At 64.6% G+C, this 22,412-nt stretch carries 19 protein-coding genes; 7 read left to right on the forward strand and 12 right to left on the reverse strand.

What is annotated here, in order from left to right; genetic code table 11:
- Both ACN0TK_RS12355 and ACN0TK_RS12360 read left to right on the forward strand, forming a co-directional pair.
- A partial coding sequence (locus ACN0TK_RS12355; protein ID WP_417309815.1) for a glycerophosphodiester phosphodiesterase family protein occupies positions 1–203 on the forward strand: 203 nt, incomplete at its 5' end.
- A gap of 59 nt (positions 204–262) precedes the next feature.
- The gene (locus tag ACN0TK_RS12360; protein ID WP_417309816.1) at positions 263–841 is read left to right on the forward strand and encodes a hypothetical protein; all 579 of its coding nucleotides are present in this window, start codon (positions 263–265) and stop codon (positions 839–841) included.
- A 69-nt stretch (positions 842–910) separates the two neighbouring features.
- Here ACN0TK_RS12360 and ACN0TK_RS12365 read toward each other — a convergent pair whose 3' ends face one another.
- Both ACN0TK_RS12365 and ACN0TK_RS12370 read right to left on the reverse strand, forming a co-directional pair.
- Complete coding sequence (locus tag ACN0TK_RS12365; RefSeq protein ID WP_417309817.1) at positions 911–2,395, reverse strand: SPOR domain-containing protein; 1,485 nt, start codon at positions 2,393–2,395, stop codon at positions 911–913.
- Between the two features lie 188 nt (positions 2,396–2,583).
- Positions 2,584–3,747, reverse strand: a complete 1,164-nt coding sequence (locus tag ACN0TK_RS12370; protein WP_417309818.1) for a hypothetical protein — start codon at positions 3,745–3,747, stop codon at positions 2,584–2,586.
- 208 nt (positions 3,748–3,955) lie between these two features.
- On the opposite strand from ACN0TK_RS12370, the gene ACN0TK_RS12375 reads away from it, so the two are divergent.
- On the forward strand, positions 3,956–4,945 hold the full coding sequence (locus ACN0TK_RS12375) for a DMT family transporter (RefSeq protein ID WP_417309819.1): 990 nt from the start codon (positions 3,956–3,958) through the stop codon (positions 4,943–4,945).
- 66 nt (positions 4,946–5,011) lie between these two features.
- Here ACN0TK_RS12375 and alaS read toward each other — a convergent pair whose 3' ends face one another.
- From alaS to ACN0TK_RS12390, 3 genes are all read right to left on the reverse strand, one after another.
- Positions 5,012–7,660, reverse strand: a complete 2,649-nt coding sequence (alaS, locus tag ACN0TK_RS12380) for an alanine--tRNA ligase (protein WP_417309820.1) — start codon at positions 7,658–7,660, stop codon at positions 5,012–5,014.
- A 489-nt stretch (positions 7,661–8,149) separates the two neighbouring features.
- Entirely contained in the window at positions 8,150–9,217 is a 1,068-nt protein-coding gene (gene recA / locus ACN0TK_RS12385) for a recombinase RecA (RefSeq protein ID WP_417309821.1), read from the reverse strand.
- A 159-nt stretch (positions 9,218–9,376) separates the two neighbouring features.
- On the reverse strand, positions 9,377–10,321 hold the full coding sequence (locus ACN0TK_RS12390) for an alpha/beta fold hydrolase (RefSeq protein ID WP_417309822.1): 945 nt from the start codon (positions 10,319–10,321) through the stop codon (positions 9,377–9,379).
- Between the two features lie 85 nt (positions 10,322–10,406).
- Here ACN0TK_RS12390 and ACN0TK_RS12395 point away from each other — a divergent pair, with 85 nt between their 5' ends.
- From ACN0TK_RS12395 to ACN0TK_RS12410, 4 genes are all read left to right on the forward strand, one after another.
- Positions 10,407–11,126: a helix-turn-helix transcriptional regulator gene (locus ACN0TK_RS12395; protein WP_417309823.1), complete on the forward strand. Its 720-nt coding sequence runs from the start codon at positions 10,407–10,409 to the stop codon at positions 11,124–11,126.
- A gap of 167 nt (positions 11,127–11,293) precedes the next feature.
- Positions 11,294–12,286 carry an AraD1 family protein gene (gene araD1, locus ACN0TK_RS12400; protein ID WP_417309824.1) on the forward strand — a complete coding sequence of 331 codons (993 nt, stop codon included), beginning with the start codon at positions 11,294–11,296 and terminating at the stop codon, positions 12,284–12,286.
- A 148-nt stretch (positions 12,287–12,434) separates the two neighbouring features.
- Positions 12,435–13,481 (forward strand): aldo/keto reductase, encoded by a 1,047-nt coding sequence (locus tag ACN0TK_RS12405; protein ID WP_417309825.1) that lies wholly within the window; start codon positions 12,435–12,437, stop codon positions 13,479–13,481.
- A 41-nt stretch (positions 13,482–13,522) separates the two neighbouring features.
- Positions 13,523–14,500 (forward strand): cation diffusion facilitator family transporter, encoded by a 978-nt coding sequence (locus ACN0TK_RS12410; RefSeq protein ID WP_417309826.1) that lies wholly within the window; start codon positions 13,523–13,525, stop codon positions 14,498–14,500.
- A gap of 36 nt (positions 14,501–14,536) precedes the next feature.
- Here ACN0TK_RS12410 and cckA read toward each other — a convergent pair whose 3' ends face one another.
- The 7 genes from cckA to ACN0TK_RS12445 all read right to left on the reverse strand — a co-directional run bounded on the left by cckA (position 14,537) and on the right by ACN0TK_RS12445 (position 22,400).
- Positions 14,537–17,092: a cell cycle histidine kinase CckA gene (cckA, locus tag ACN0TK_RS12415; RefSeq protein ID WP_417309827.1), complete on the reverse strand. Its 2,556-nt coding sequence runs from the start codon at positions 17,090–17,092 to the stop codon at positions 14,537–14,539.
- A gap of 275 nt (positions 17,093–17,367) precedes the next feature.
- On the reverse strand, positions 17,368–18,507 hold the full coding sequence (locus tag ACN0TK_RS12420) for a Gfo/Idh/MocA family protein (RefSeq protein WP_417309828.1): 1,140 nt from the start codon (positions 18,505–18,507) through the stop codon (positions 17,368–17,370).
- A gap of 4 nt (positions 18,508–18,511) precedes the next feature.
- On the reverse strand, positions 18,512–19,255 hold the full coding sequence (locus ACN0TK_RS12425; protein ID WP_417309829.1) for a sugar phosphate isomerase/epimerase family protein: 744 nt from the start codon (positions 19,253–19,255) through the stop codon (positions 18,512–18,514).
- A gap of 5 nt (positions 19,256–19,260) precedes the next feature.
- Entirely contained in the window at positions 19,261–20,007 is a 747-nt protein-coding gene (locus tag ACN0TK_RS12430) for a sugar phosphate isomerase/epimerase family protein (protein ID WP_417309831.1), read from the reverse strand.
- 16 nt (positions 20,008–20,023) lie between these two features.
- Entirely contained in the window at positions 20,024–20,290 is a 267-nt protein-coding gene (locus ACN0TK_RS12435) for a hypothetical protein (protein WP_417309832.1), read from the reverse strand.
- Between the two features lie 117 nt (positions 20,291–20,407).
- The gene (locus ACN0TK_RS12440; protein ID WP_417309833.1) at positions 20,408–21,481 is read right to left on the reverse strand and encodes an ABC transporter ATP-binding protein; all 1,074 of its coding nucleotides are present in this window, start codon (positions 21,479–21,481) and stop codon (positions 20,408–20,410) included.
- 4 nt (positions 21,482–21,485) lie between these two features.
- Positions 21,486–22,400, reverse strand: coding sequence for a carbohydrate ABC transporter permease (locus tag ACN0TK_RS12445; RefSeq protein WP_417309934.1), 915 nt, complete (start codon positions 22,398–22,400; stop codon positions 21,486–21,488).
- Positions 22,401–22,412 lie beyond the last annotated feature (12 nt).

Here is a 22,412-nt window from a genome sequence, read left to right on the forward strand (position 1 = left end):
TGCAACTGATCGCGCATCGTGGCGTGCACCAGACGTTCGACCATACTGGACTGGGCCGCGACGGTTGCAGTGCGGAACGCATCTATCCGCCGACCACCGACTATCTCGAGAATACGCTGCCCTCGATGCAGGCGGCCTTCGATGCTGGCGCGGATATCGTCGAGTTCGACGTCCACCCCACCACCATGGTCAGTTGGCGGTGATCCATGACTGAACCGTCGACTGCCGCACCGAGGGGACGGGCGTTACCCGCGAACTCGACATGGCGACGCTGAAAACGCTCGACGTCGGCTATGGCTATACTGCCGACGGCGGGCAGAGCTTCCCCTTCCGCGGTAAGGGCGTGGGCATGATGCCCGAGTTCGCCGAGGTGATGGAGGCTGCGCCGGCGGATGGCCGCTACCTGATCAATTTCAAGAGCCGCGAGTCCCGCGAGGGCGACATGGTGGCGGAGCGCCTTGCCGCGCATCCCGAATGGCGCGATGCGGTCTGGGGTGTTTATGGCGGCGACGCGCCGACCTATCGCACCAAGGCGCTACTTGCCGATGACGGCAAGCCACTCGCTGCCTATGGCACGCGGCAGGTGAAGGACTGCCTGATGCAATATGCAGCGCTCGGCTGGAGCGGCTTCATGCCCGACGCGTGCAAGGACAGTGTCGTGATGGTGCCGATCAACCTGACCCTGCTGGCCTGGGGCTGGCCGAACCTGTTTGTCGAACGGATGCGGGCCGTGGGCACCGAGGTCGTACTGCTCGGCGCGTTCTCGGCCGGCGACCCCGGTTCGACCGGCATCGACGACCTCGACACGCTGGCGCAGGTGCCGGACGATTTCGCCGGCTAAATCTGGACCAACCGGATCGAGATCATCGGCCCGGCCGCAAAGGCGCGCTTTGGCGGCTAGGCCGGTTGGTCAGCTCGCGGTGACGAGGCAGGGGAAGCCGTTTTCCTCGAGATGTCCGCAGGCTTCGCGGGCCTGATCGCGTGAGCCGAAGCCGCCGAGGCGGGCACGATAGTAAGTCGCGCCCTTGCTTTCGAACCGTTCGACGAAGCGGCGATAGGCGGCCAGCACCTCGATCTGCTCGACCGCGTCGCCCAGCAACTCGTTGGCGTTGGCTTCGCTGGGGGCGGCGCCGATCTGCACCACCCAATGGCCGGAGGCGGAGGCCGAGGCGGTCTGCGTGGCGGCGGGCTGCGCCGGCTGGGCCTCGACCGGCTCCATAAACTCGAGCGGTGCGGAGGCGCGGGTCTGGCCGAGAGCGGACGGCGGTGCGCCCAGCGTGCCATCCATGGGCTGCAGCGGCACAACGGGCTGCGGCACCACCGGCGGCGGCGCCGGTTCGGGCGCAAAGGCGGTCAGCGCGGTGGCTTCGGTCGCCAGCAGCGCGGCAATCGGGTCCTCGCTCAGCGCCGCGGTGACGATCTTCGGGTTCAGCCGCGAGCGATCGAGCCGCGGCATGGGGACGACGGCGACGACACTGGGGCGGTCCATTTCGCGCGGTGCCGGGGCCAGCGGAATCGGCTTCACTCTGCCGCCGGAGCTCCCCTTGGGCAGATAAGCCTTCACCAGTTCGCGCACCTTTGCATCGCGCGCCTTGTGCCCCGGATAGCCGAACACGGCCAACACCACTTCGCGCCCGTTGAGGCGGGCGGCGGTGAGGATGGTGGAGCCCGAGGAGGAGGTCCAGCCGGTCTTCAGCCCGTCGACGGCGTCCATATAGCCCAGCACATGGTTATGGCTGGTGTAGGTGCGGCCGTTGAAGACGAACTTCCTGGTCTGGAAATATTTGTAGAACTGCGGGAAGCGCTGCTGGATGGCGATGCCGAGGATCGCCTGATCGCGCACCGTGGTGAAATTGTTCGGGTCCGGCCAGCCGGAAGCGTTGGCGTAGCGGGTTTCCTTCATGCCCATCCGGCGGGCCGTCGCCGTCATGCGCTGGGCGAAGGCACTCTCCGACCCGGAAATGGTTTCTGCAATGACGCGGGCCATGTCGTTGGCCGATATGGTGACGAGCGACTTGATGGCGTCCTCGACGCTGATCGACTTGCCGGCACCGAGACCGAGCTTGGTCGGCCGGGCCGAGGCGGCGTAGCTCGACACCTTCATTTTCGATGACAGCGACAGGCGGCGTGCCTCGAGTTCCTCGAACAGCACGTAGAGCGTCATCACCTTGGTGACCGAGGCCGGATAGCGCTTGGCGGCCGAATTGTGCTCGTAAAGAATTTTGCCGGAGCGCGCATCGACGACGATGCTGGCGGGCTTGGCAAGATTGTCGATGGCGGCGGCCGGGGCACTCGCCAGTGTCACCGCAACAAGCACCAAGGCCGCCAGGGCCCTCTGCAAAGCTTCGAGCGTCAGCGGACGAAAGCGTGGTGCGGGGCGAAAGCGCGACGACATGAGTGGCCTCAATGCACGTTCAAAACAGGTTCTGGGAGCTGCCGAAAAGCTTGGCCGCGGGGGCAACCGGTTGGCGCCGGCAGGCACCGATACCGACGATAACGCGGCAGACCTTAACCGGCATTGCTACAATTTTACGGAATGTTGCGACGGTTAAGCGCCGGTAAACACCGCCGGCCGCGATGCGCTTACGGCAGGATATAAGGCAGCGTCGCGAGCACGATCAGCCGGTCGCCGAGGCTTTGCAGATAGCGCAATTCGTAAGTGCCCGGTGCGCTGGGCCGGTCCATGTAGACCGTGTCGTCGGACGAGAGCACATAACTCACCTCGAGCGGCCCCTCTTCGCCGGGCCTGAAAAGACCGATGCGATCGAAATTGCCGCCCGGCCCCTGCCAGCGCACCACCATGGCCGGAAGCTTGCGATCGTCTTCGGCGATTTCGAGCCGTGCGGTGGCGGGCACGACCTGCGCATCGACGCGGGCCCGCACCAGACGGTCTGGGTCCAGCAGGATCAGCTGATAGGCGCCCGGCTGCGATGGCGCCGTCAGCTCCAGCGGATCGGCAACCAGAAAGCCGAAGGTGCTGCCCTGCCCGTCCAGAAACGTGCTTTCGCCCGGGGTGACAAACATCGCCTGCCAGTCCTGCGGCAGCCCGTCATGGCCCACGGCGAAGGGCGCACCTACGGCCACCTCCGAGGGGACCTGAACCGGCACCATGCCACCCGCCTCTTCGAGTTCGGCGGCGTAAGCGGCCTCGGCGCTCACGGTGACGATCATCCGCCCGATCACCTTGGCGTCCGGGGTCTCCCCCATCGCGTAGCGCAGCTCGTAGGTGCCGTCCTCGTCGGGCAGTTGCACCAGCATGGGTGACGTCGTCACCAGCCGCGCATCGAGCCGCACCGTGTCCGGATCCCCCTGCCGGGCGATGCGAATTTCGTCATCAAACCCATCGGGCCCGGTCCACGCGATCTCGATGATCCGGCCGCGTTCGGCCGCTGCGGGACCGGTCAGCTCGGCATAGGCCTCCGTGACCGTGACCGGCAGGCGCCACGTGAAGGTGCCCCCATCGGAAACGACCACGTCATACTCGCCCGGGGTTTCAGGCGCGTAGAGCCGCACCGGGTTCTCGTCGATCGAGAACTCGGCATTGCCGAAATGCGAATAGACCATGCCTTCGCCGCCGCGCGGAGCGAAGCCGATGGATTCCATGGAGGTCGCCGTCCCCTCGTAGCGGACCTCGTAGCGCGCACCCTGCTGCACCTCGGCCATGGCCGAAAAGCCGGTAATCTGTGCCATGGCCGGCGATGCCAGACCCAACGCCACCAGTGCCGGCACGACAATCGACTTCAACATCTCCATTCCCCCGTCCCCGAGCCATGCAGACTGGCAACCCCGGATCAGCCCGGTCAAGCTATCAGACGTTTCGCGCCGGCCTGGGCTTGGGGCTGGATCGCGTAGGGGCTCAGAAATTGTTTGCGATGTCGCACGAGGCACATCGACGCCCCGGACATTTCAGCGTAAGGCTCGCGCTCCGATTCCTCCGTATCTGCTGGTTACCAAGATGCCCACCGGCGTCCTTTTTTCTCTTGGAGCATATCTGCTCTATTCGTGCTGTGACGCCATCATCAAAGGGTTCGGCAGCCAGCTGAGCGTTTTCGAGATCGCCTTCTGGGCGGCGCTGTTCAGCTTTGGCCCCGCCATGCTGACCAAGCCCAAGGGCGAGCACTGGCACGAGTTCCTCAAGCTCAAGCATCCCTGGCTGGTCCACCTGCGCGGGTTGTCGGGCGTCGCAGGCAATCTTGCGATCATCTATGCCTTTATCAGCATTCCGCTGGCCGAGGCCTATTCGCTGGCCTTTCTCGCGCCAGTGTTCATCGTCGGGCTGTCGCGCTTCATCCTCAAGGAGGAGGTGACCTGGGCGCGCTGGCTGTTCCTCGGCGCCAGCTTCTGCGGCGTGCTGCTCGTGGTTCGACCCGGGTTCCGCGCCGTCGAGCCCGGGCACCTGGCGGCGCTGTTTGCGGCGCTGGCGGTTGCGGTGAACACCACCGTGCTGCGCAAGGTCGCGCCGGTGGAAAAGCGCGTCAGCCTGATCGGCGTGCCGCTGGGCTATATCGTGCTGATCAACGGCGTGCTGATGATTCCGCAATTCCAGCTGCCAAGTGTGCAGGAATTCGCGCTGCTGCTGTCCATCGGCGCCATGGGCGGCACTGGCAATATCCTGTTCATCGCTGCGACCCGCCGTGCCAATGCCAGCCAGATCGCTCCGACCCAGTACAGCCAGATTGCCTGGGCGGTGATCTTCGGCGTGCTGCTGTTCGGCGAATACCCGGATCTCGTGACCTATTGCGGCCTCGTCGTCGTGGCCGTCGGCGGCATGCTCAACGTGGTCTCCGACGAAACCCGCATCCGCATCTTCTCGCGGCTGTCGCTGTTCGGCCCGGCCAGCGTGATGGGCGAAGCCAGCAAGCCGCTGGGCGACGACGCCGTTGCGCCAGAAGTGCCGCCTGCCCCCGCCACGCCAACGCGCGATCCTCTCGCGCCGGCAAAATGAAGACGGCGGGCCGATTGAACCGACCCGCCGCCCTGAACTGTTTGCGTTGAAAGCCCTTCGCTGGCGCTAGAGCGCGTCGCGCACCGCCGCGATGGCGGCTTCGGCCTTGGAGCCATCGGGACCGCCGCCCTGGGCCATATCGGGCCGGCCACCGCCGCCCTGTCCGCCGAGTGCGGCCGTCGCGTGCTTGACGAGGTCGCCGGCCTTGTAGGTCGCAGTACGATCCTCGGTGACGCCAACGGCGACGGTGCCCTTGCCATCTTCGGATTTGAGCACGACGACGACGACACCGGAACCGATGCGCTGCTTTTCGGTATCGACGAGGGCCTTGACGTCCTTGGGGGAAATGCCCTCGACGGCGCGGCCGACAAAGGTGAGGCCCTTGACGGTTTCGTCGGCGGGGGCGGCAGCCGCCCCACCGGACCCGGCACCGAGCGCCAGCTTCTTGTTGGCTTCGCCGAGCGCCCGCTCGGCCTTCTTGAGGCTTTCCTGCGCCGTTTCGATGCGCTCGAGCACTTCGCTGGGCTGGGCACGCAGCAGCTGCGCCGCGCTTTCGACGATGCGGATATTGTCATTGCCGCGATGACGGGCAGCCTTGCCGGTCAGCGCCTCGATGCGGCGAACGCCGGCCGCGACGCCGGTTTCGGCGACAACCGAGATCAGGCCGATATCGCCGGTGCGGACCACATGGGTGCCGCCGCACAGTTCGACCGACCAACCGAGCCCGTTGCCCGTGGGCTGGCCCATCGACACGACGCGCACCTCGTCGCCGTACTTTTCGCCGAACAGCGCCCGGGCACCGGAGGCCTTGGCGTCGTCGACGCTCATCAGGCGGGTTTCGACCGGGGTGTTCTGCAAAACGATATCGTTCGCGATATCTTCGATCTCGGCGAGCTCCTGCGGGCTGATCGCCTTGGTGTGCACGAAGTCGAAGCGCAGCCGGTCGGGCGCGACCAGTGAGCCCTTCTGCGCGACGTGATCGCCGAGGACGAGGCGCAGCGCCTCGTGCAGCAGGTGGGTTGCCGAGTGGTTGGCGCGAATGCCCGAGCGGCGCGCATGATCGACATGCAGGCTCAGGCCCTGCCCGGGCTTAAGCGTGCCATCAGTGACCTTGACGCGATGGGCGAAGACGCCGTGATGGCGCGAGGTTTCGAGCACGTCTGCCGCGACATGATCGCCGGCCACGCAGCCGACATCGCCAACCTGGCCGCCGCTTTCGCCGTAGAACGGGGTCTGGTTGACGACGAGATAGCCTTCGTCGCCGGTGTTGAGCGCATCGACGATCTGGCCGTCTCGGACGAGCGCCAGCACCTCGCCTTCGGCCTCTTCGGTCTCATAGCCGAGGAATTCGGTGGTGCCGGTCTTGTCGAGGACCGAGAACCAGACCTGCTCGGTCGCGGCTTCGCCCGAACCGGACCAGCTCTTGCGGGCCTCGGCCTTCTGGGCGGCCATGGCGGCGTCGAAACCGGCCTGATCGACGCTGATGCCCCGGGTGCGCAGCGCGTCCTGGGTCAGATCGAGCGGGAAACCATAGGTGTCGTAGAGCCGGAAGGCAGTGTCGCCCGCCAGCACGCCGCCCTCGTTAAGATCAGCGGTTTCGGTCTCGAGGATCTGCAGGCCGCGGCCGAGGGTCTTGAGGAAGCGGTTCTCTTCGAGCTCGACCGTTTCGGTGATCATGGCTTCGCCGCGCACCAGCTCGGGATAGGCCTGGCCCATCTCGCGCACCAGCGTCGGGACAATCGCGTGGATCACCGGCTCGGTGGCGCCGAGCAGGGTCGCGTGGCGCATGGCGCGGCGCATGATGCGGCGCAGCACATAGCCGCGCCCCTCGTTCGAGGGCAGCACGCCTTCGGCGATGAGGAAGCTCATCGAGCGCAGGTGATCGGCGATGACGCGGTAGGACGCGAGGTTTTCTTCACGCGGCGCGGCACCCACGGCCGAGGCCGTGGCCTCGACCAGCTGCTTGAACATGTCGGTTTCAAAGACGCTGTCGACGCCCTGCAGGATCGAGGCCATGCGCTCGAGGCCCATGCCGGTATCGATCGAGGGGCGCGGCAGATCGAGGCGCGTGCCATCGGCCTGCTGCTCATATTGCATGAACACCAGGTTCCAGAATTCTAGGAAGCGGTCGCCATCCTCTTCCGGCGTGCCCGGGGGGCCGCCCCAGATGTGCTCGCCGCGGTCAATAAAGATCTCGGAGCACGGGCCGCATGGGCCGGTGTCGCCCATCGACCAGAAATTGTCGGAGGTGGCGATGCGGATGATCCGGTCATCGGAAAAGCCGGCGACCTTTTTCCAGATGTCGGCGGCCGCCTCGTCCTCGGCATAGACGGTGACGAGCAGCTTTGACTTGTCGAGGCCGAAATCCTTGGTGACGAGGTTCCAGGCGTGGTGGATCGCCTCGTCCTTGAAGTAGTCGCCAAAGGAGAAATTGCCGAGCATTTCGAAGAATGTCAGGTGGCGCGCGGTAAAACCGACATTGTCGAGATCATTGTGCTTGCCGCCAGCGCGGACGCATTTCTGCGAGGTGGCGGCACGGCTGTAGGGGCGCTTTTCGACACCGGTGAAGACGTTCTTGAACTGCACCATGCCGGCATTGGTGAACATCAGCGTCGGATCATTGCGCGGCACGAGCGGCGAGGACGCCACGGGCTCGTGTCCGTTCTTGCTGAAATATCCGAGAAAGCTCGACCGGATATCGTTCACACTGGTCATGATGGGCTCTTTACAGGCGAACGGCGAGGCCGCAGCCCCGCCGAGATGAACAGGAAAGGCCTTCTATCGCGGGGCCTGCGCCTCTGTCCAGCGCGGCGCGCGCTGCGGCTGCGGGCGCGCCGGTTACAGTAGCAAGGCGGGTGGGCACGCGGGCCGACGGACGCGTGAGACTGAACGGTTCGGCCACAATCGTTCAAGCGGCGGAATCTTTGCTGTGTTGTGCCGCTCCGCTTTGTGTCCAGCCACGAGTGTAGCGCTTGGGGCCGTGGCGGGGACAAAGTGCAGAAATGCGCACATGGTCAGAGACTTGTCGTCGGCATTGACTCACCGGATGCCGACGCGCGGCACGCTGCAATGAAAAGTGCTGCGAAATCGCCGCGGTGTTGCCGTGTTGATGAATGGCAGCTGACGTTTCCAGACCGTGTGGGGCAATGTCAGACACGAAAAAGGGGCGCCATGGCGCCCCTTGGAAAGATCGGTATGCGACGCTTACTCGTCGCTGTCCTTGTCGTCGGGGCCGACCAGCAGCGCTTCGGAGAGCAGGCCCGAGCTTTCGCGGACGCCCTTTTCGATGATCTCGGCGACTTCCGGATTGTCCTTGAGGAACTGGCGGGAGTTTTCACGTCCCTGCCCGAGACGCTGGCTGTCGAAGGAGAACCAGGCGCCGGACTTTTCGACGATGCCGGATTTGACACCGAGATCGAGCAGTTCGCCAGTCTTGGAAATGCCTTCGCCATACATGATGTCGAATTCGACCTGACGGAACGGCGGGGCGAGCTTGTTCTTGACGACCTTGACGCGGGTCTGGTTGCCGATGACTTCGTCGCGATCCTTGATGGCGCCGATGCGGCGGATATCGAGGCGCACCGAGGAATAGAACTTCAGCGCATTGCCGCCCGTGGTGGTTTCGGGCGAGCCATACATCACACCGATCTTCATGCGGATCTGGTTGATGAAGATGACCATGGCCTTGGACTTCGAGATCGAGCCGGTGAGCTTGCGCATCGCCTGGCTCATCAGACGGGCCTGGAGGCCCGGCATGGAATCGCCCATGTCACCCTCGAGTTCGGCCTTGGGCGTCAGCGCCGCGACCGAATCGACGACGAGGATATCGACCGCGCCGGAGCGCACCAGGGTGTCGGCGATTTCAAGCGCCTGCTCGCCCGTGTCGGGCTGCGAGATCAGCAGCTCGTCGACCTTCACGCCCAGCTTGCGCGCATAGATCGGGTCCAACGCATGCTCGGCGTCGACGAAGGCAGCGATGCCGCCGTTCTTCTGGGCCTCGGCGATGACATGCAGCGCCAGCGTGGTCTTGCCCGAGCTTTCCGGCCCGAAGACCTCGACAATGCGGCCGCGCGGCAGGCCGCCGATGCCCAGCGCGATATCGAGACCGAGCGAACCGGTGGAAATCGATTCCACCTGCGCAATGGCGCCTTCGCCAAAGCGCATCACCGTGCCTTTGCCGAAATTCCGTTCAATCTGGCTCAGCGCCGCAGCGAGTGCCTTATCCTTATCCATCGATCCCTCAACCACCCGCAGGGGGGTAACAGCAGCCATAAGAGGTCTCCTTATTTCATTTCATCCTGCGGGGCGCAAACCGCGACAACGTGCACCGTATATTCCTACTTTGTTCTCATTTCGTTTCCATTTCGTCAAGGGGGGAAATGAGGGTGCGGCGCGGAAGGCGGAATCGCTCCCGCGCCTGCCGCCCTCGCCTCACCCGGCGTGCTGCCGCGCAAGCCATTGCAGTATCGCGTGATTTGTCGCCTCGGGCTGTTCCTGCTGGATCCAGTGGCCACATTCGAGCGTAACGGTCTCGACATCGGGCACGAAATCGCTGAGCTGCGGCAGCGGCGGGACCACATCCTTTGCGCCATAGATCATCAGCGCGGGGTGGCGGATTACCGCATCGACGGCGCCCAGCAGGTGCCAGTTGCGATCGAGATTGCGGTACCAGTTGATGCCGCCGGTAAAGCCCGAGTCTTGGAAGGCGGTAATGAAGGTCTCAATTTCGGCCGGGGTGAGGAGCGGATCGCCTTGCGGTGCCTCGCTCATCGCCAGGTTGATCATTGCCATGCCGGGCTCCGGCTGCGCGACCGGCAGGTTCTTGCGATAAAGGTTGGTCAGGAACCGCGCGGCATGGGTATCGAGAATGGCGTCGGCGACGCCGGGCTGGCGGTTGAAGTGCACGAAGTAATAGTCGGGCCCGAATGCCTGCTCCATCCATTCGATCCACGGCTGCTCGCCGCGCGGCTGATAGGGGACGCTCAGGTTGATCACGCCATTGACCCGATCGGGATGCAGCAGCGCGAGGCCCCAGACCACCATGGCGCCCCAGTCGTGCCCGACGAAGGTGGCGTCGGCATAGCCGTAATGGTCGAGCAGCGCGACGAGATCGCCGGTCAGATGAGCGATGTCATAGTCGGTGACGGAATCGGGTCGCGATGATTGGCCAAAACCGCGCTGGTTGGGCGCGATGACGTGATAGCCGGCCGCGACCAGCGCGGGGATCTGGTGGCGCCAGGAATAGGCCAGTTCCGGCCAGCCGTGACACAGGACGATCGGCCGCCCTGCATTTTCGCGCCCCGCCTCAAAGACTTCGAGTTCGACACCATTGACGGCGACGCGGCTGGGCTGGGGAAAGGGGTGGGGGTGAAGCATTGCGATGATCCTTGCTGGAGTGGTCAATCGCTTCGTGGACGGATATGATGCCAAAATCTGTCACCATTCGATGGGCCCTGCTCCGATGAAATCCCGGCTCCGACAAGATGCCATCGTGCGCCGCCTACGCCGCAGCGGCAGCACCAGCGTCGCGGAACTGGCGATGGCGGTGGGTGCGTCGCGCCGCACGGTGCTGCGCGATATCGCGGCGCTCCGCGACGAGGGCTTTGTCATCCATTCCGAACCCGGACGGGGTGGCGGGCTGCAGCTCGACCCGCAATCGATCCAGACCACGGCGCGGCTGAGCGTGGTGGAGGTCTTTGCGCTGATGATCAGCGTGGTCTCGATGCGCGCGGCGGGCCGGCTGCCCTTTGCCGGGCTCGCCGATGCCGGGCTGACAAAGATCGAGCGCAGTCTGCCGCAGGACAAATTGCGCGACCTGCGCCGCTTTCTGGAGTGCCTTTATGTGGGCGAACTGGCGCCCGGCATGGACACCAGCGGGATCGGCGCCATCGACGCCGGCCTTCTCCCGGCCTTCGAGACGGCCTTTCTCGATACGCAATGCCTGCGCTTTCGCTATGCCGACGCCAAGGGCAATGTGAGCGAGCGGCTGGTCGAGCCGCAGGCCATGCTGATCCTGCCCCCGCTTTGGTATCTGGTCGCCTGGGACCCGTCCCGCGGTGATTTCCGGCATTTTCGGATGGACCGGATCCGCCGGCCCGAACTGGTACCGGGCCCGCCTTTCCGCCGCCGGCACGTGCCGTTCGACAACCATGTTAAGCCGGTGCGCGACCTGTCGCGCTAGCGAGAAGGGAGCCGGAACTTTCTCACAGGCGTCCCGGCATCAATGCCTTGTCTCCAGGGCATCGCACTGGAGTCATTCCGCCAGGCGGAAGTGTATCAAGATTTCGGGTGCATTGTGCGATGGCGAAAGCTATAGCGAGCGCGGCACTCATCCGAGGGGAGACGGAAATGCATCTCATTCAGTTCGTCGATCAAGACGGCAAGCGCGGCGTGGGCGCGACGGAGATCGGCGTGACGCGGCGCGTGGCCGGCGTCAGCACGGTCTATGAGCTGGCGCTCGAGGCGGCGGACAGCGGCAAGAGCCTCGCCGATGTCGTGGCGGCGCATGGGCATGGCGAAGAGATCGACCGCGCGGCGCTTTTGGCCGAAGGCCGGCTGCTGGCCCCGATCGATCATCCCGATGCCGCGCATCTGCATGTCACCGGCACGGGACTGACGCATCTCGGCTCGGCCTCGACGCGCGACGCGATGCACAAGTCGAACCAGCAGGCGGAAGAAGCGCCGCTGACGGATTCGATGAAGATGTTCCGCATGGGTCTCGAAGGCGGCAAGCCGGCGCCGGGCCAGACGGGCGTCCAGCCCGAATGGTTCTACAAGGGCAATGGCAATATCGTTGCCGGACCGGGCCAGCCGATCCCCTCCCCGGCCTTTGCCGAGGATGCCGGCGAAGAGCCCGAGATTGCCGGGATCTACGTGATCGGCAAGGACGGCACGCCCTGCCGCGTCGGCTTTGCGCTGGGCAATGAGTTTTCGGACCATGTGACCGAGCGGGTGAACTACCTCTATCTGGCGCATTCCAAGCTGCGCTACTGCTCGTTCGGGCCGGAGCTGCGGGTCGGCGAACTGCCGCGCAACGTGTCGGGCATGTCGCGGATTTTGCGCGACGGCGAGGTGGTGTGGGAAAAGCCGTTCCTTTCTGGCGAGGACAACATGAGCCACACGATCGCCAACCTCGAATATCACCACTTCAAGTACGAGCTGTTCCGCCAGCCGGGCGAAGTGCATGTGCATATGTTCGGTACGGCGACGCTGAGCTTTGCCGACGGGGTGCGCACCGAACCGGGCGACGTGTTCGAGATCGTCGAAGAGCAGTTCGGCCTGCCGCTGCGCAATTCGGTGAGCTGGGATGCGCCCGAAGAGGTGACGGTGCGCCAGCTCTAGGCCCCTACCGAGCGCGAGATATCGAAGCCCCGGTCCGCTGGTCCGGGGCTTTTTTCATGTGACGAGACCATCCGTGGGAGCGCTGCCGACTTGTCGGCATGGCACTAACATGTCAGTGTCCGCCGCGCTGACCAAGGAGACTTCAGACATGAGCGCTACCCCCCTAAAATCGCGCCGCGTGGGCCGCACCGACCTCGAGTTCACCGAACTCGGCTTCGGCAGCGCGACGCTCGCCGGGATGAACGGGGTCGACGTCAAGGACGACACGGCGCGCCAGCTGGTGAGCGCGGCGCTCGATGCCAAGATCGGCTATTTCGACACGGCGCCGCATTACGGTTTCGGCCGCGCCGAGCACCTGATGGGCGACGCGTTGCGCTATCGCACGGACGGGGTGGCGCTTTCGACCAAGGTCGGGCGCAAGCTGAAGCCGGTGCGTTCGGATGCCGAGCGGACGGTGGAGCACCCGTGGACGCGGCCGTTCCCGTTCGAGATCTCCTATGACTATGGCTATGACGGGATCATGCGGTCCTATGAGGACAGCCTGCAGCGGCTGGGGCTCGGTGCGATCGACGTGCTGCTGGTGCACGACATCGGGGTGCAGACGCATGGCGAAGAGGGCAACAAGCAGCATTGGGCCGATCTGTCGAACGGCGGCTACAAGGCGCTGGACGAGCTGCGCAGTTCGGGCGCGGTGAAGGCCATCGGGCTCGGCGTCAACGAAGTGCCGGTGCTGATGAGCGCCTTCGACATCGGCGACTGGGACGTGTTCCTGCTCGCCAACCGCTACAACCTGATCGAACAGACGCCGCTCGACGAACTGTTCCCGACGGCGGCGAAGCGCGGCACTTCGATGATCGCCGCCGGGCCGTTCGCGGCTGGCGTTCTGGCGGGCACGGACATCTGGGGCCCGGCCAATGGCGCCTATCAAAAGGCGCCGCCGCATATCGCCGATAAGGTGAGCAAGCTCAGGGCCGTGGCCGATGCGCATGGCATTCCGCTCGGCGCTGCAGCGCTGCAGTTCTGCGTGGCGCCCGAGGTGGTGTGCTCGGTGCTGACCGGGCCGAAATCCGTCGACGAACTCGATGGCGTCCTCAAGTGGTGGAACACCGAGATTCCCGGCGGGTTCTGGGATGCGCTGGCCGACCAGCAGCTCGTGGCCGAAGGCACGCCGCTGCCGAATGGACGTACGGCCTGATGTGACACGCAGCCATTTGCGCCCTGAGCCGTTAGGGGCAAATGGCGTCACAATCTTCAAGTAAAATCGTCGTTTACGCGGCACTCGTCGGTAACTCGCTGATCGCGGTGACCAAGTTCATCGCGGCCGGCCTCACCGGCAGCTCGGCCATGCTGAGCGAGGGCGTGCATTCGCTGGTCGATACCGGCAATGAGCTGCTGCTGCTTTATGGCATGCATCGCGCCGGCAAGGCGCCCGACCACAACCACCCCTTCGGATACGGCCGCGAACTCTATTTCTGGAGTTTCGTGGTCGCGGTGCTGATCTTCGCGCTGGGCTCCGGCGTGTCGCTCTATGAAGGGATCATGCACATGCTCGATCCCGAGCCGATCGAGAGCCCGATGATCAACTATGTCGTGCTGGGTCTGTCGATCCTGTTCGAGAGCGGCAGCTGGTATGTGGCGCTGCGCGCCTTCCGCAAGGAGAAGGGGAAGCTTGGCTATATCGAAGCGATCAAGCTGAGCAAGGACCCGACGACCTTCACCGTGCTGGTGGAGGACACGGTGGCGCTGCTGGGCCTGTTCCTGGCGCTGGGCGGTGTCTTCGCGGCGCAGGCGCTGGACATGCCGGTGCTCGATGGCGTGGCCTCGGTGATGATCGGTATTCTTCTGGCAATGACGGCGCTGTTTCTGGCGCGAGAGAGCAAGAACCTGCTGGTCGGCGAAACGGCCCTGCCCCAGGTGCAGCAGGCCATCGAGGCGGCCGCCAACGCCGATCCGGCGATCCGCACCGTCAATGGCGTGGTGACCAGCCAGATGGGCGCGCATCAGGTGATCGCGGCGATCAGCGCAGAGTTCGAGGACCATCTGTCGACGCCGGAGATCGAGGCCTGTATCGCGCGGGTCGAGGCCAAGGTGCGCGAAAGCAATGCCGATGTGGTGGCGCTGTTCGTCAAGCCGCAGACCCCCGCCATGTGGGAAGAGCGGCGGCGGCAGGCCGTCAAGAAGATGCAGGACGAAGAGGCAAAAGCCGTCAGCTGATGGCTGCGCCGGGTGTCGGGCTGACGGCGGTGTTCCCTACTCGCCGTCGATCTTGCCGAGGACGTCCTTGACCTTGGTGTTGATCTGATCGAGCGAATAGGGCTTGGGCAGGAACTCGACCGAGGTGTCGTCGGCGATGTCCTGGCGGACGTTTTCCTCGGCATAGCCCGAGACGAAGATGACCTTGAGGTCCGGCATCTTCTCGCGCACCTTGATGAGCAGCGCGGGGCCGTCCATTTCGGGCATCACCACGTCGGAAATCATCAGATCGATCTGCCAGTCCATGTCGTCGAGCACGTCGAGTGCCTCGTCGCCGGAATCGGCTTCGAACACCTCGTAGCCGGTGGCGCGCAGGGCGCGGGCGGAGAAGGCGCGGACGCTGTCCTCGTCCTCGACCAGCAGGATGCGCTCGTGACCGGTGAGATCCTTGACCGGCGCCGCGGCGAGCTTGGCCGGCGCCTCGCCCTCGCTGGGCAGGTGGCGCGGCAGGAAGATGCGGAAGGTCGTCCCCTTGCCGAGCTCGGAATCCGGATAGATGAAGCCGGAAGACTGCTTGACGATGCCGTAGACGGTCGAGAGGCCGAGGCCGGTGCCCTTGCCCAGTTCCTTGGTGGAAAAGAAGGGCTCGAAGATCTTTTCGAGCACATCCGGCGGCATGCCGGTGCCGGTATCCTCGACCTCGATCAGTACGTAATCGGCCGGCGGCATGCCGGTGTAGTTGAAGGTGTGGGCTTCGGCCTCGGTGACATTGCGGGTGCGCAGCACGATGTTGCCGCCCGACTCCATGGCGTCGCGGGCATTGACGACGAGATTGACGACCACCTGCTCGAGCTGAACGAGGTCGGCCTTGACCGGCCAGACATTGGGGCCGTGCTCGACACCGAGAGTGATCTGCTCGCCGATGAGGCGCTTCAGCAGCACCGTCAGGTCATCGATATGACCCGGAATTTCGAGCACCTGCGGCCGCAGGGTCTGGCGGCGTGAGAAGGCGAGCAATTGCCGCGTCAGGCCGGCGGCGCGGTTGGCGCTGTTCTTGATCGACATCAGGTCGGCAAAGGACGGGTCGCCCGGCTTGTGCTTCAAGAGCAGCAAATCGGAGAAGCCGATGATGGCGGTCAGCACGTTGTTGAAATCGTGCGCGACGCCACCGGCGAGCTGGCCGACGGCCTGCATCTTCTGGCCCTGGGCGAACTGCGCCTCGAGCTTGCGCTGCTCGGTCATGTCGAGGGCATAAACGTTTACGCGCTCGGGCGATCCGGCAACCTCCTCGGACCCCGAAACGTAAAGCCTGACGGCCAGATCGCCGCCCTTGGCGAGGCTGGCATCGACCGGCTCGATCTCGGATTTTTCCGACAGCGCGGCGGTGATGGCGTCGGCGAAGGGCTCGCGGCTCTGCTCGGAGAGGAGATCGGCCATGGGCTGCAGATCGATCGACTGCTCGCCGCCCGACCAGTCGAAGATGCGGCTGAAAGGTGCGTTGGTGCGAACGATCCGGCCATTGCTGTCGAGGGTGGCGATGGCGAAAGGCGTGTCATTGAAAAAGCGCGAGAAGCGGACCTCGGCGGCGCGCAGGGCCTCTTCCTTGTCGGTCCCCTGCCGGCGATCGAGCACCAGGGTGCGGGTTTCGCCCAGTTCGCCATCGGCGAGGCGCGCAGCGCGATGCAGCAGGCGTACCGGGAAGCTGGTGCCATTGCGGCGCACGAGATCGATATCGATGACTTCGGTGCCGATCTCGCCGTCCGAGCGGCCGCGCATCAACAGGCTGGCGCCATCGCCGCGCACGATATCCTTGAGCTGAACGATATCGCTTTCGAACTCGGCGAGGTCATAGCCGAGCCAATCGGCGAGGGTCGAATTGAGATACTGGATGCGGCCCGAGGCATCGGAGGAGAAAAAGCCGGCGGGCGCGTGATCGAGATAGTCGATGGCGCGCTGCAGCTCGATGAAGGCGTTGTCCTGGCGCTCGCGGTCGCGGGTGATGTCCTCGACGCTCCACAGCACCAGTGGCTCGCGACTGCCCTCGAACTCCGGGAGCGCGCGGACGCCAACGCGATACCAATAGGCCTTGCTGGTGCCGCTGGTCGAGCCGTCGAGGCCGCCGATGAGGCGGATGTCCTCGATGGCCGGGCGGCCTTCGCGGGCGGCGCGGGCGAGACGGTAGATGGCTTCTGAGGCTTCGGGCTGGCCGGCAAACAGGCGCGGCACCGAGACCGGCACACCGTCGCTCAGCCCGCCGGAGAACTCACCATAGCGCGCATTGGCATAGGCGACCTTGCCGGTGCGATCGGTGACGACTGCGCCGAAGGGCAGGCTGTCGACGATGGCCTGGGAAAGGCCGGTGCCGGAGTCGCTGGCGCCGAAATGGAAGAGCCCGGCGGCGAAGGCGAAGAGGCAGAAGACGCCGACGACGGCGAGCAGGCCGACAAAGATCAGGATGAGATCGGCCGGAATGTTATCGCCGAGCGTTGCGAGCAGCACCGCGATCAGGATGAAAAAGCCTGCCAGCGCCACGACGCGCCACAGGCCCCCGCCCCGGGGCCGGGTCACCAGCGGGTCGGGGTAATTGTCCTCGTCGAGCGGCAGGCGTGCCATATGGTGATGATGCCCCGGAAAGTGGTCGAATCAGCCCTTACCAAGCTCTAGCAAAGCCTGCCAACGGTTGGGTAGCGCCAAAGGCACTTTCCCTGCCGCTGGACGGCGGTCTGGGGCATATCGATCACGCTGGCGGGGATGCCGGGGTTGGCGGGCAGCCTTTGCGGGCTGTCTTTGGCGGGCCCGGCCATCAAGGCTGCAGGCCGCCGATCACTTTGTGATGAATCGTCATGCGACCGGGCGGCGGCGTGTGCCACCGCCCGTCCGGGGTGCGGTTATTTCAGCAGGGCGCGGGCATCGTCCGGGCCGAAGGCGGCGGGACGTTCACAGGTCGTCGACAGGGTGATGACCTGGCCGGTTTCGCCCGACTTGAGGATCGAAGTCATGACGTCGACGGCGTGCAGCGCGACTTCGAGGTCGCAGCGCGCCTTGCGGCCGGTCTCGATGGAATCGAGCATGTCCGAAAGGCCCGCATTGCGGTAGTTGGCGCGCGGATTGGGCTTGTCGAAATCCTGATTGGCGACACCGAAGGGATGGTCCCAGGGGGTCACCAGTTCGCGGTTTCCAGCCAGGTCGGTGATCGTCACGTCGCCGTTGAAGAAGTTCGGATCGGGCACGAAGACCGAGCCATCGGTGCCGTAGAGCTCGATATTGTGGTGGCCGTTCGCCGCCACGTCCCAGCTGGCGCCCAGGGTGACGATGGCGCCGCTTTCGAACTCGAGAATAGCGTGGATGGTGGTGGGCGTGCGGACCTTGACGAAGCTGCCCTTCATCGGACCTTCGGCGGTCACTTCACGCTCGGTACGGGCCATGCCGGTGAAGGCGGTGACGCGCGCGACCGGGCCGAGCAGGCTGATCATGTTGGTAACGTAGTACGGGCCCATATCGAGGATGGGGCCGCCGCCCGGCTGGAAGAAGAACTCCGGATTGGGATGCCAGTGCTCCATGCCGCGGCTCATGACATGCATGGTGCCCGAGGCGATCTTTCCGAGCTGGCCGGAATCGATGATCGCGCGGGCCTGCTGATGGGCGCCGCCGAGGAAGGTATCGGGGGCGGAGCCAACCTTGAGGCCATATTCGTCGGCCAGCGCCTTGAGCTGCAGGCCTTCTTCGACGCTGAGCACGAAGGGCTTTTCGGAATAGGCGTGCTTGCCGGCCGACAGGATGTCCTTGGAGACGGAGAAATGCGTCGCCGGGATGGTGAGATTGACGATGACGTCGAGCTCGGAATTCTGCAGCAGCTCGTCGGGCGTCTGAGCGGCGACACCGAACTCCTCGGCGCGCGCGCCGGAAGCCTCGGGCCGGATGTCGGCGACAGCGCGGACATCGAGGTTCTTGAACAGCGGCGCGAGGCGCAGATAGGCGGCTGAAATATTGCCGGCACCCATGATGCCGACGCCGTAAATCTTGGACATGATACTAGGCTCCGAGGGCCTTGATGGCGGCGATCGAGCGGCTGGCGAAGCGGTCGATGTCGCTGGGGTTGTCGTGTTCGGCGATGAAGTAGCGCGCCTTGGTCTGCTCGCGGACAATCGGCCACAGCGCCTGCCACGGCACGGTGCCCTGCCCCACGTCGGCCCAGCCATCCTCGTCGGGATTCTCGCCGGCGGGCGCCAGATCCTTGACGTGGACGGCGATCACCCGGTCACCGCGCTTTTGCAGCCAGTCGGCCGGATCGGCGCCGCCACGCACGATCCAGGCGACATCGGCTTCGATGTCGACGGCGGGCGCGGCCTCGAACAGCAGGTCCATGCCGAAGACGCCGTCATAGCTGGCGAACTCGAAATCATGGTTGTGATAGCCGAAGCCGAGACCGGCATCCTGGAAAGGCTTGCCGATCTTTTGCAGCTTCTCGCCAAAGGCGGTCCAGCCATCGGCGCTGGTGGGGCGCATTTCGGGCGCGAGCCAGGGGCAGACGACGACCTCGATTCCCAACACCTCGGCGAGTTTCAAAGTCTTATCGGTGTTTTCGAGATCATCGATTCCGATGTGGGCCGTCGGCATGGTCAGCCCGTTGGCGTCCAGCATGGCCTTGAGGTCGGCCGGATCGGTGTAGAGCGAACCGTAGCCCTCCACATGGGTGTAGCCGAGGGCTTTCACCTTGGGCAGGACCTCGGCGAGCGGGTAGTTGCGCGCCGAGTAGAGCTGAAATCCGATATTCATTCGTCTTATTCCCAGTTGGCAACGGACGCGATGGCGCGCTCGGCAAAGCGGTTCGCGTCAGAGGGTTTGTCGTGTTCCATGACCCAGTACTGGGCATTGGTGCTGGCCTTGATCTCGGCGGCGAGCGCCTGCCAGTCGAGCGTGCCGTGGCCGACATCGGCCCAGCCGTCTTCATCCATCGATTCACCTTCGGGCGCGATGTCCTTGACGTGCACGGCATTGATGCGCTGGCCGTAGCGCTTCATCCAGTCGATGGGGTCCTGCCCGCCCTTGACGACCCAGGCGACATCCATCTCCCAGTCATTCAGCGGCGCGGTCTCGAGCAGGATGTCCATGGGCAGCCGGCCGTTGTCGAGCGGCTGGAATTCGAAGGCATGATTGTGCCAGCCGAAGCCGAAGCCATGCTTGCGATAGGTCTCGCCGAGCTCGGCCAGGGTTTCGCCCAGCGCGACCCACTTGTCTTCGCTCTGGGTGCGCTCTTCTGCAGGGATGGCCGGGCAGTAGAGATAGCGGATGCCCAGCGTTTCGGCGATCTTCAGCGCGGACTCGGTGTCCTGCAACTGGTTCAGACCGAAATGCGCGGTAGGCATGATCAGCCGGTTGTGCTGTAGCGATGCCGCGAGGCCTTCGGGATCGTCGTAGAGACCGCCAAAGCCTTCGACCTGGGTGTAGCCGAGACTGGCCAGCCTGGCGAAGAAGGCGTCATTGGGGGGCACATTGCGGGCGCTGTAGAGCTGAAACGAAAAATCCATACGAACCTCTTTCGGGTCAGGCGGTGCCGGAACGGCCCGCCGTTGCGCGATGCGCGGCAGTATCACCGGCGCCTGCCGCACTCAACGCGGTCAGGCTGCGCACACGCGCGGTCTGGACGAAACGCGCTGGTATCGTGACCATCCGATGGCGGCCGATGACAGCAGGCGCAGTGAAATGAAAGCGGGAGCGGCGGCCCTCCTCGACCCCGGCACCTTGAACGCATGCAATCGCCAGCGCCTCCCCAAGCGCCCATGACAATTGCGTCGTCGCGTTCTCAGCCATGCGGTGATCCGGTGTCAAGGTTGCAAAGGCCGGTGGACGCCCCCACGCCCACCGACCCAACGAGCCGATCGCGCGCGCACCTGACCGATAGACTGCGCTCGCGTCCGCCCCGTTAGCTCACATACGGTTTTCCGTCTCCTTGTCGAAGACCGAGCCGCGTGCCGGATCGAAACCGATCTTGATCGTCTGCCCGGCCTTGAGGTCGATTTCGGCGTTGACGCGGAAGGTGACCGGATGCGCCCCGATGCTGGTCCAGGCGATCGTGTCGGCGCCCATGGGCTCGACGAGTTCCACCTCGACATCAGCCGTATAGGGCAGGTTCGCCGCTTCCGCCCCGACGGTGATGTGCTCGGGGCGGATGCCGAGGATCGCCCTGCCCCGCGCTTCGGTCTCGAAAGGATAGCTGGTCAGCGGGATATCGACACCAGCGGCCTTGAGCTGGCCATCGACGATGTCGCCTTCGAAAAAGTTCATCGAGGGCGAGCCGATGAAGCCGGCGACGAACAGGTTGGTCGGCTTGTTGTAGATGGTGTGCGGGTCGGCCAGCTGCTGGATCACCCCATCGCGCATGATGGCGATGCGGTCGGCCAGGGTCAGCGCCTCGATCTGGTCATGGGTGACGTAGATCATGGTGTTCTTGAGCCGATGATGCAGCCGCTTGATCTCGACGCGCAGATCGGAACGCAGCTTTGCGTCGAGGTTGGAGAGCGGCTCGTCGAACAGGAACACATCGACATCGCGCACCAGCGCCCGGCCAATGGCGACGCGCTGGCGCTGCCCACCGGAGAGGTTGGCGGGCTTGCGCTGCAGAAGCGGCTGGATCTGCAGGATCTCGGCCGCCCGATCGACGCGACGCTTGATCTCGTCCTTGGCCATGCCCGACACGCGCAGGCCGAAGCTGAGGTTCCGCTCGACCGTCATCTGCGGATACAGCGCATAGGACTGGAACACCATGCCGATGCCGCGGTCCTTGGGCGCCTCCCAGGTGACGTTCTTGCCCTTGATGAAGATCTGCCCGTCGGTCACGTCGAGCAGTCCGGCGATGCAGTTCAGCAGCGTGGACTTGCCGCAGCCCGACGAGCCGAGCAGCACGATGAACTCGCCCTCGGCAATGTCGAGATCGAGGTTCTTCAATACGTTCACGCTGCCGAAGCTCAGTGACAGATCGCGAATGGAAACGCTTGATTGCATTAGTTTATCCCTTAACAGCGCCGGCAGCGACGCCGCGAACGAACAGCCTGCCCGATACGAAGTAGATGATCAGCGGCACGAGACCCGTAAGCACGGTTGCCGCCATGTTGACGTTGTATTCCGGCGTGCCCTGCGCCGAGTTGACGATGTTGTTGAGCTGCACCGTCATCGGGTAGTTCTGCGTGCCGGCGAAGACGACGCCGAACAGGAAGTCGTTCCAGATACCGGTGACCTGCAGGATCAGCGCCACGACGAAGATCGGCAGCGACATCGGCACCAGCACCTCGAAAAAGATCCGCCAGAACCCGGCCCCGTCGACGCGGGCGGCCTTGAACAGCTCGACCGGCAGCGAAGCGAAGTAATTACGGAACAGCAGCGTCAGGATCGGCATGCCGAAGATGGTGTGCACGAGGATCACCGCCTGCAGCGAGCCGAAGATGCCCAGTTCGCGGGTGATGATCACCAGCGGATAGAGGAACACCTGGTACGGAATGAACGAGCCGAAGATCAGGATCGCAAAGAAGACTTCCGAGCCCTTGAAGCGCCAGTTGACCAGCGCATAGCCGTTCACCGAGGCGATGAAGATCGAAACGATGGTCGAGGGAATGGTGATCTTCACCGAGTTCCAAAAGCCCGGCGACAGGCCTTCGCAGGTCAGCCCCGTACAGGCGCTGGTCCAGGCCTTGATCCAGGCGTCGAAGCTCGGCGCCTGCGGCAGCGCGAAGATGTTGCCGAAGCGCACTTCCGGCATCGTCTTCAGCGATGTGGTGAGCATCACATAGAGCGGGAACAGGAAGTAGATCGAAAAGAACACCAGCACCGAGTAGATGATGATCTTTTGCGGGGTGAAGAACGGTTTGGGCCGCGGGCCGCTCGGGCCGGCTTCGACGGCAGTGCGCGTCGGCGCAGCATCCGTCATGGTCGTGGTCTG

Origin of the sequence: Devosia sp., from assembly GCF_048261455.1 — a bacterium.
Taxonomy (GTDB): Bacteria; Pseudomonadota; Alphaproteobacteria; order Rhizobiales; family Devosiaceae; genus Devosia_A.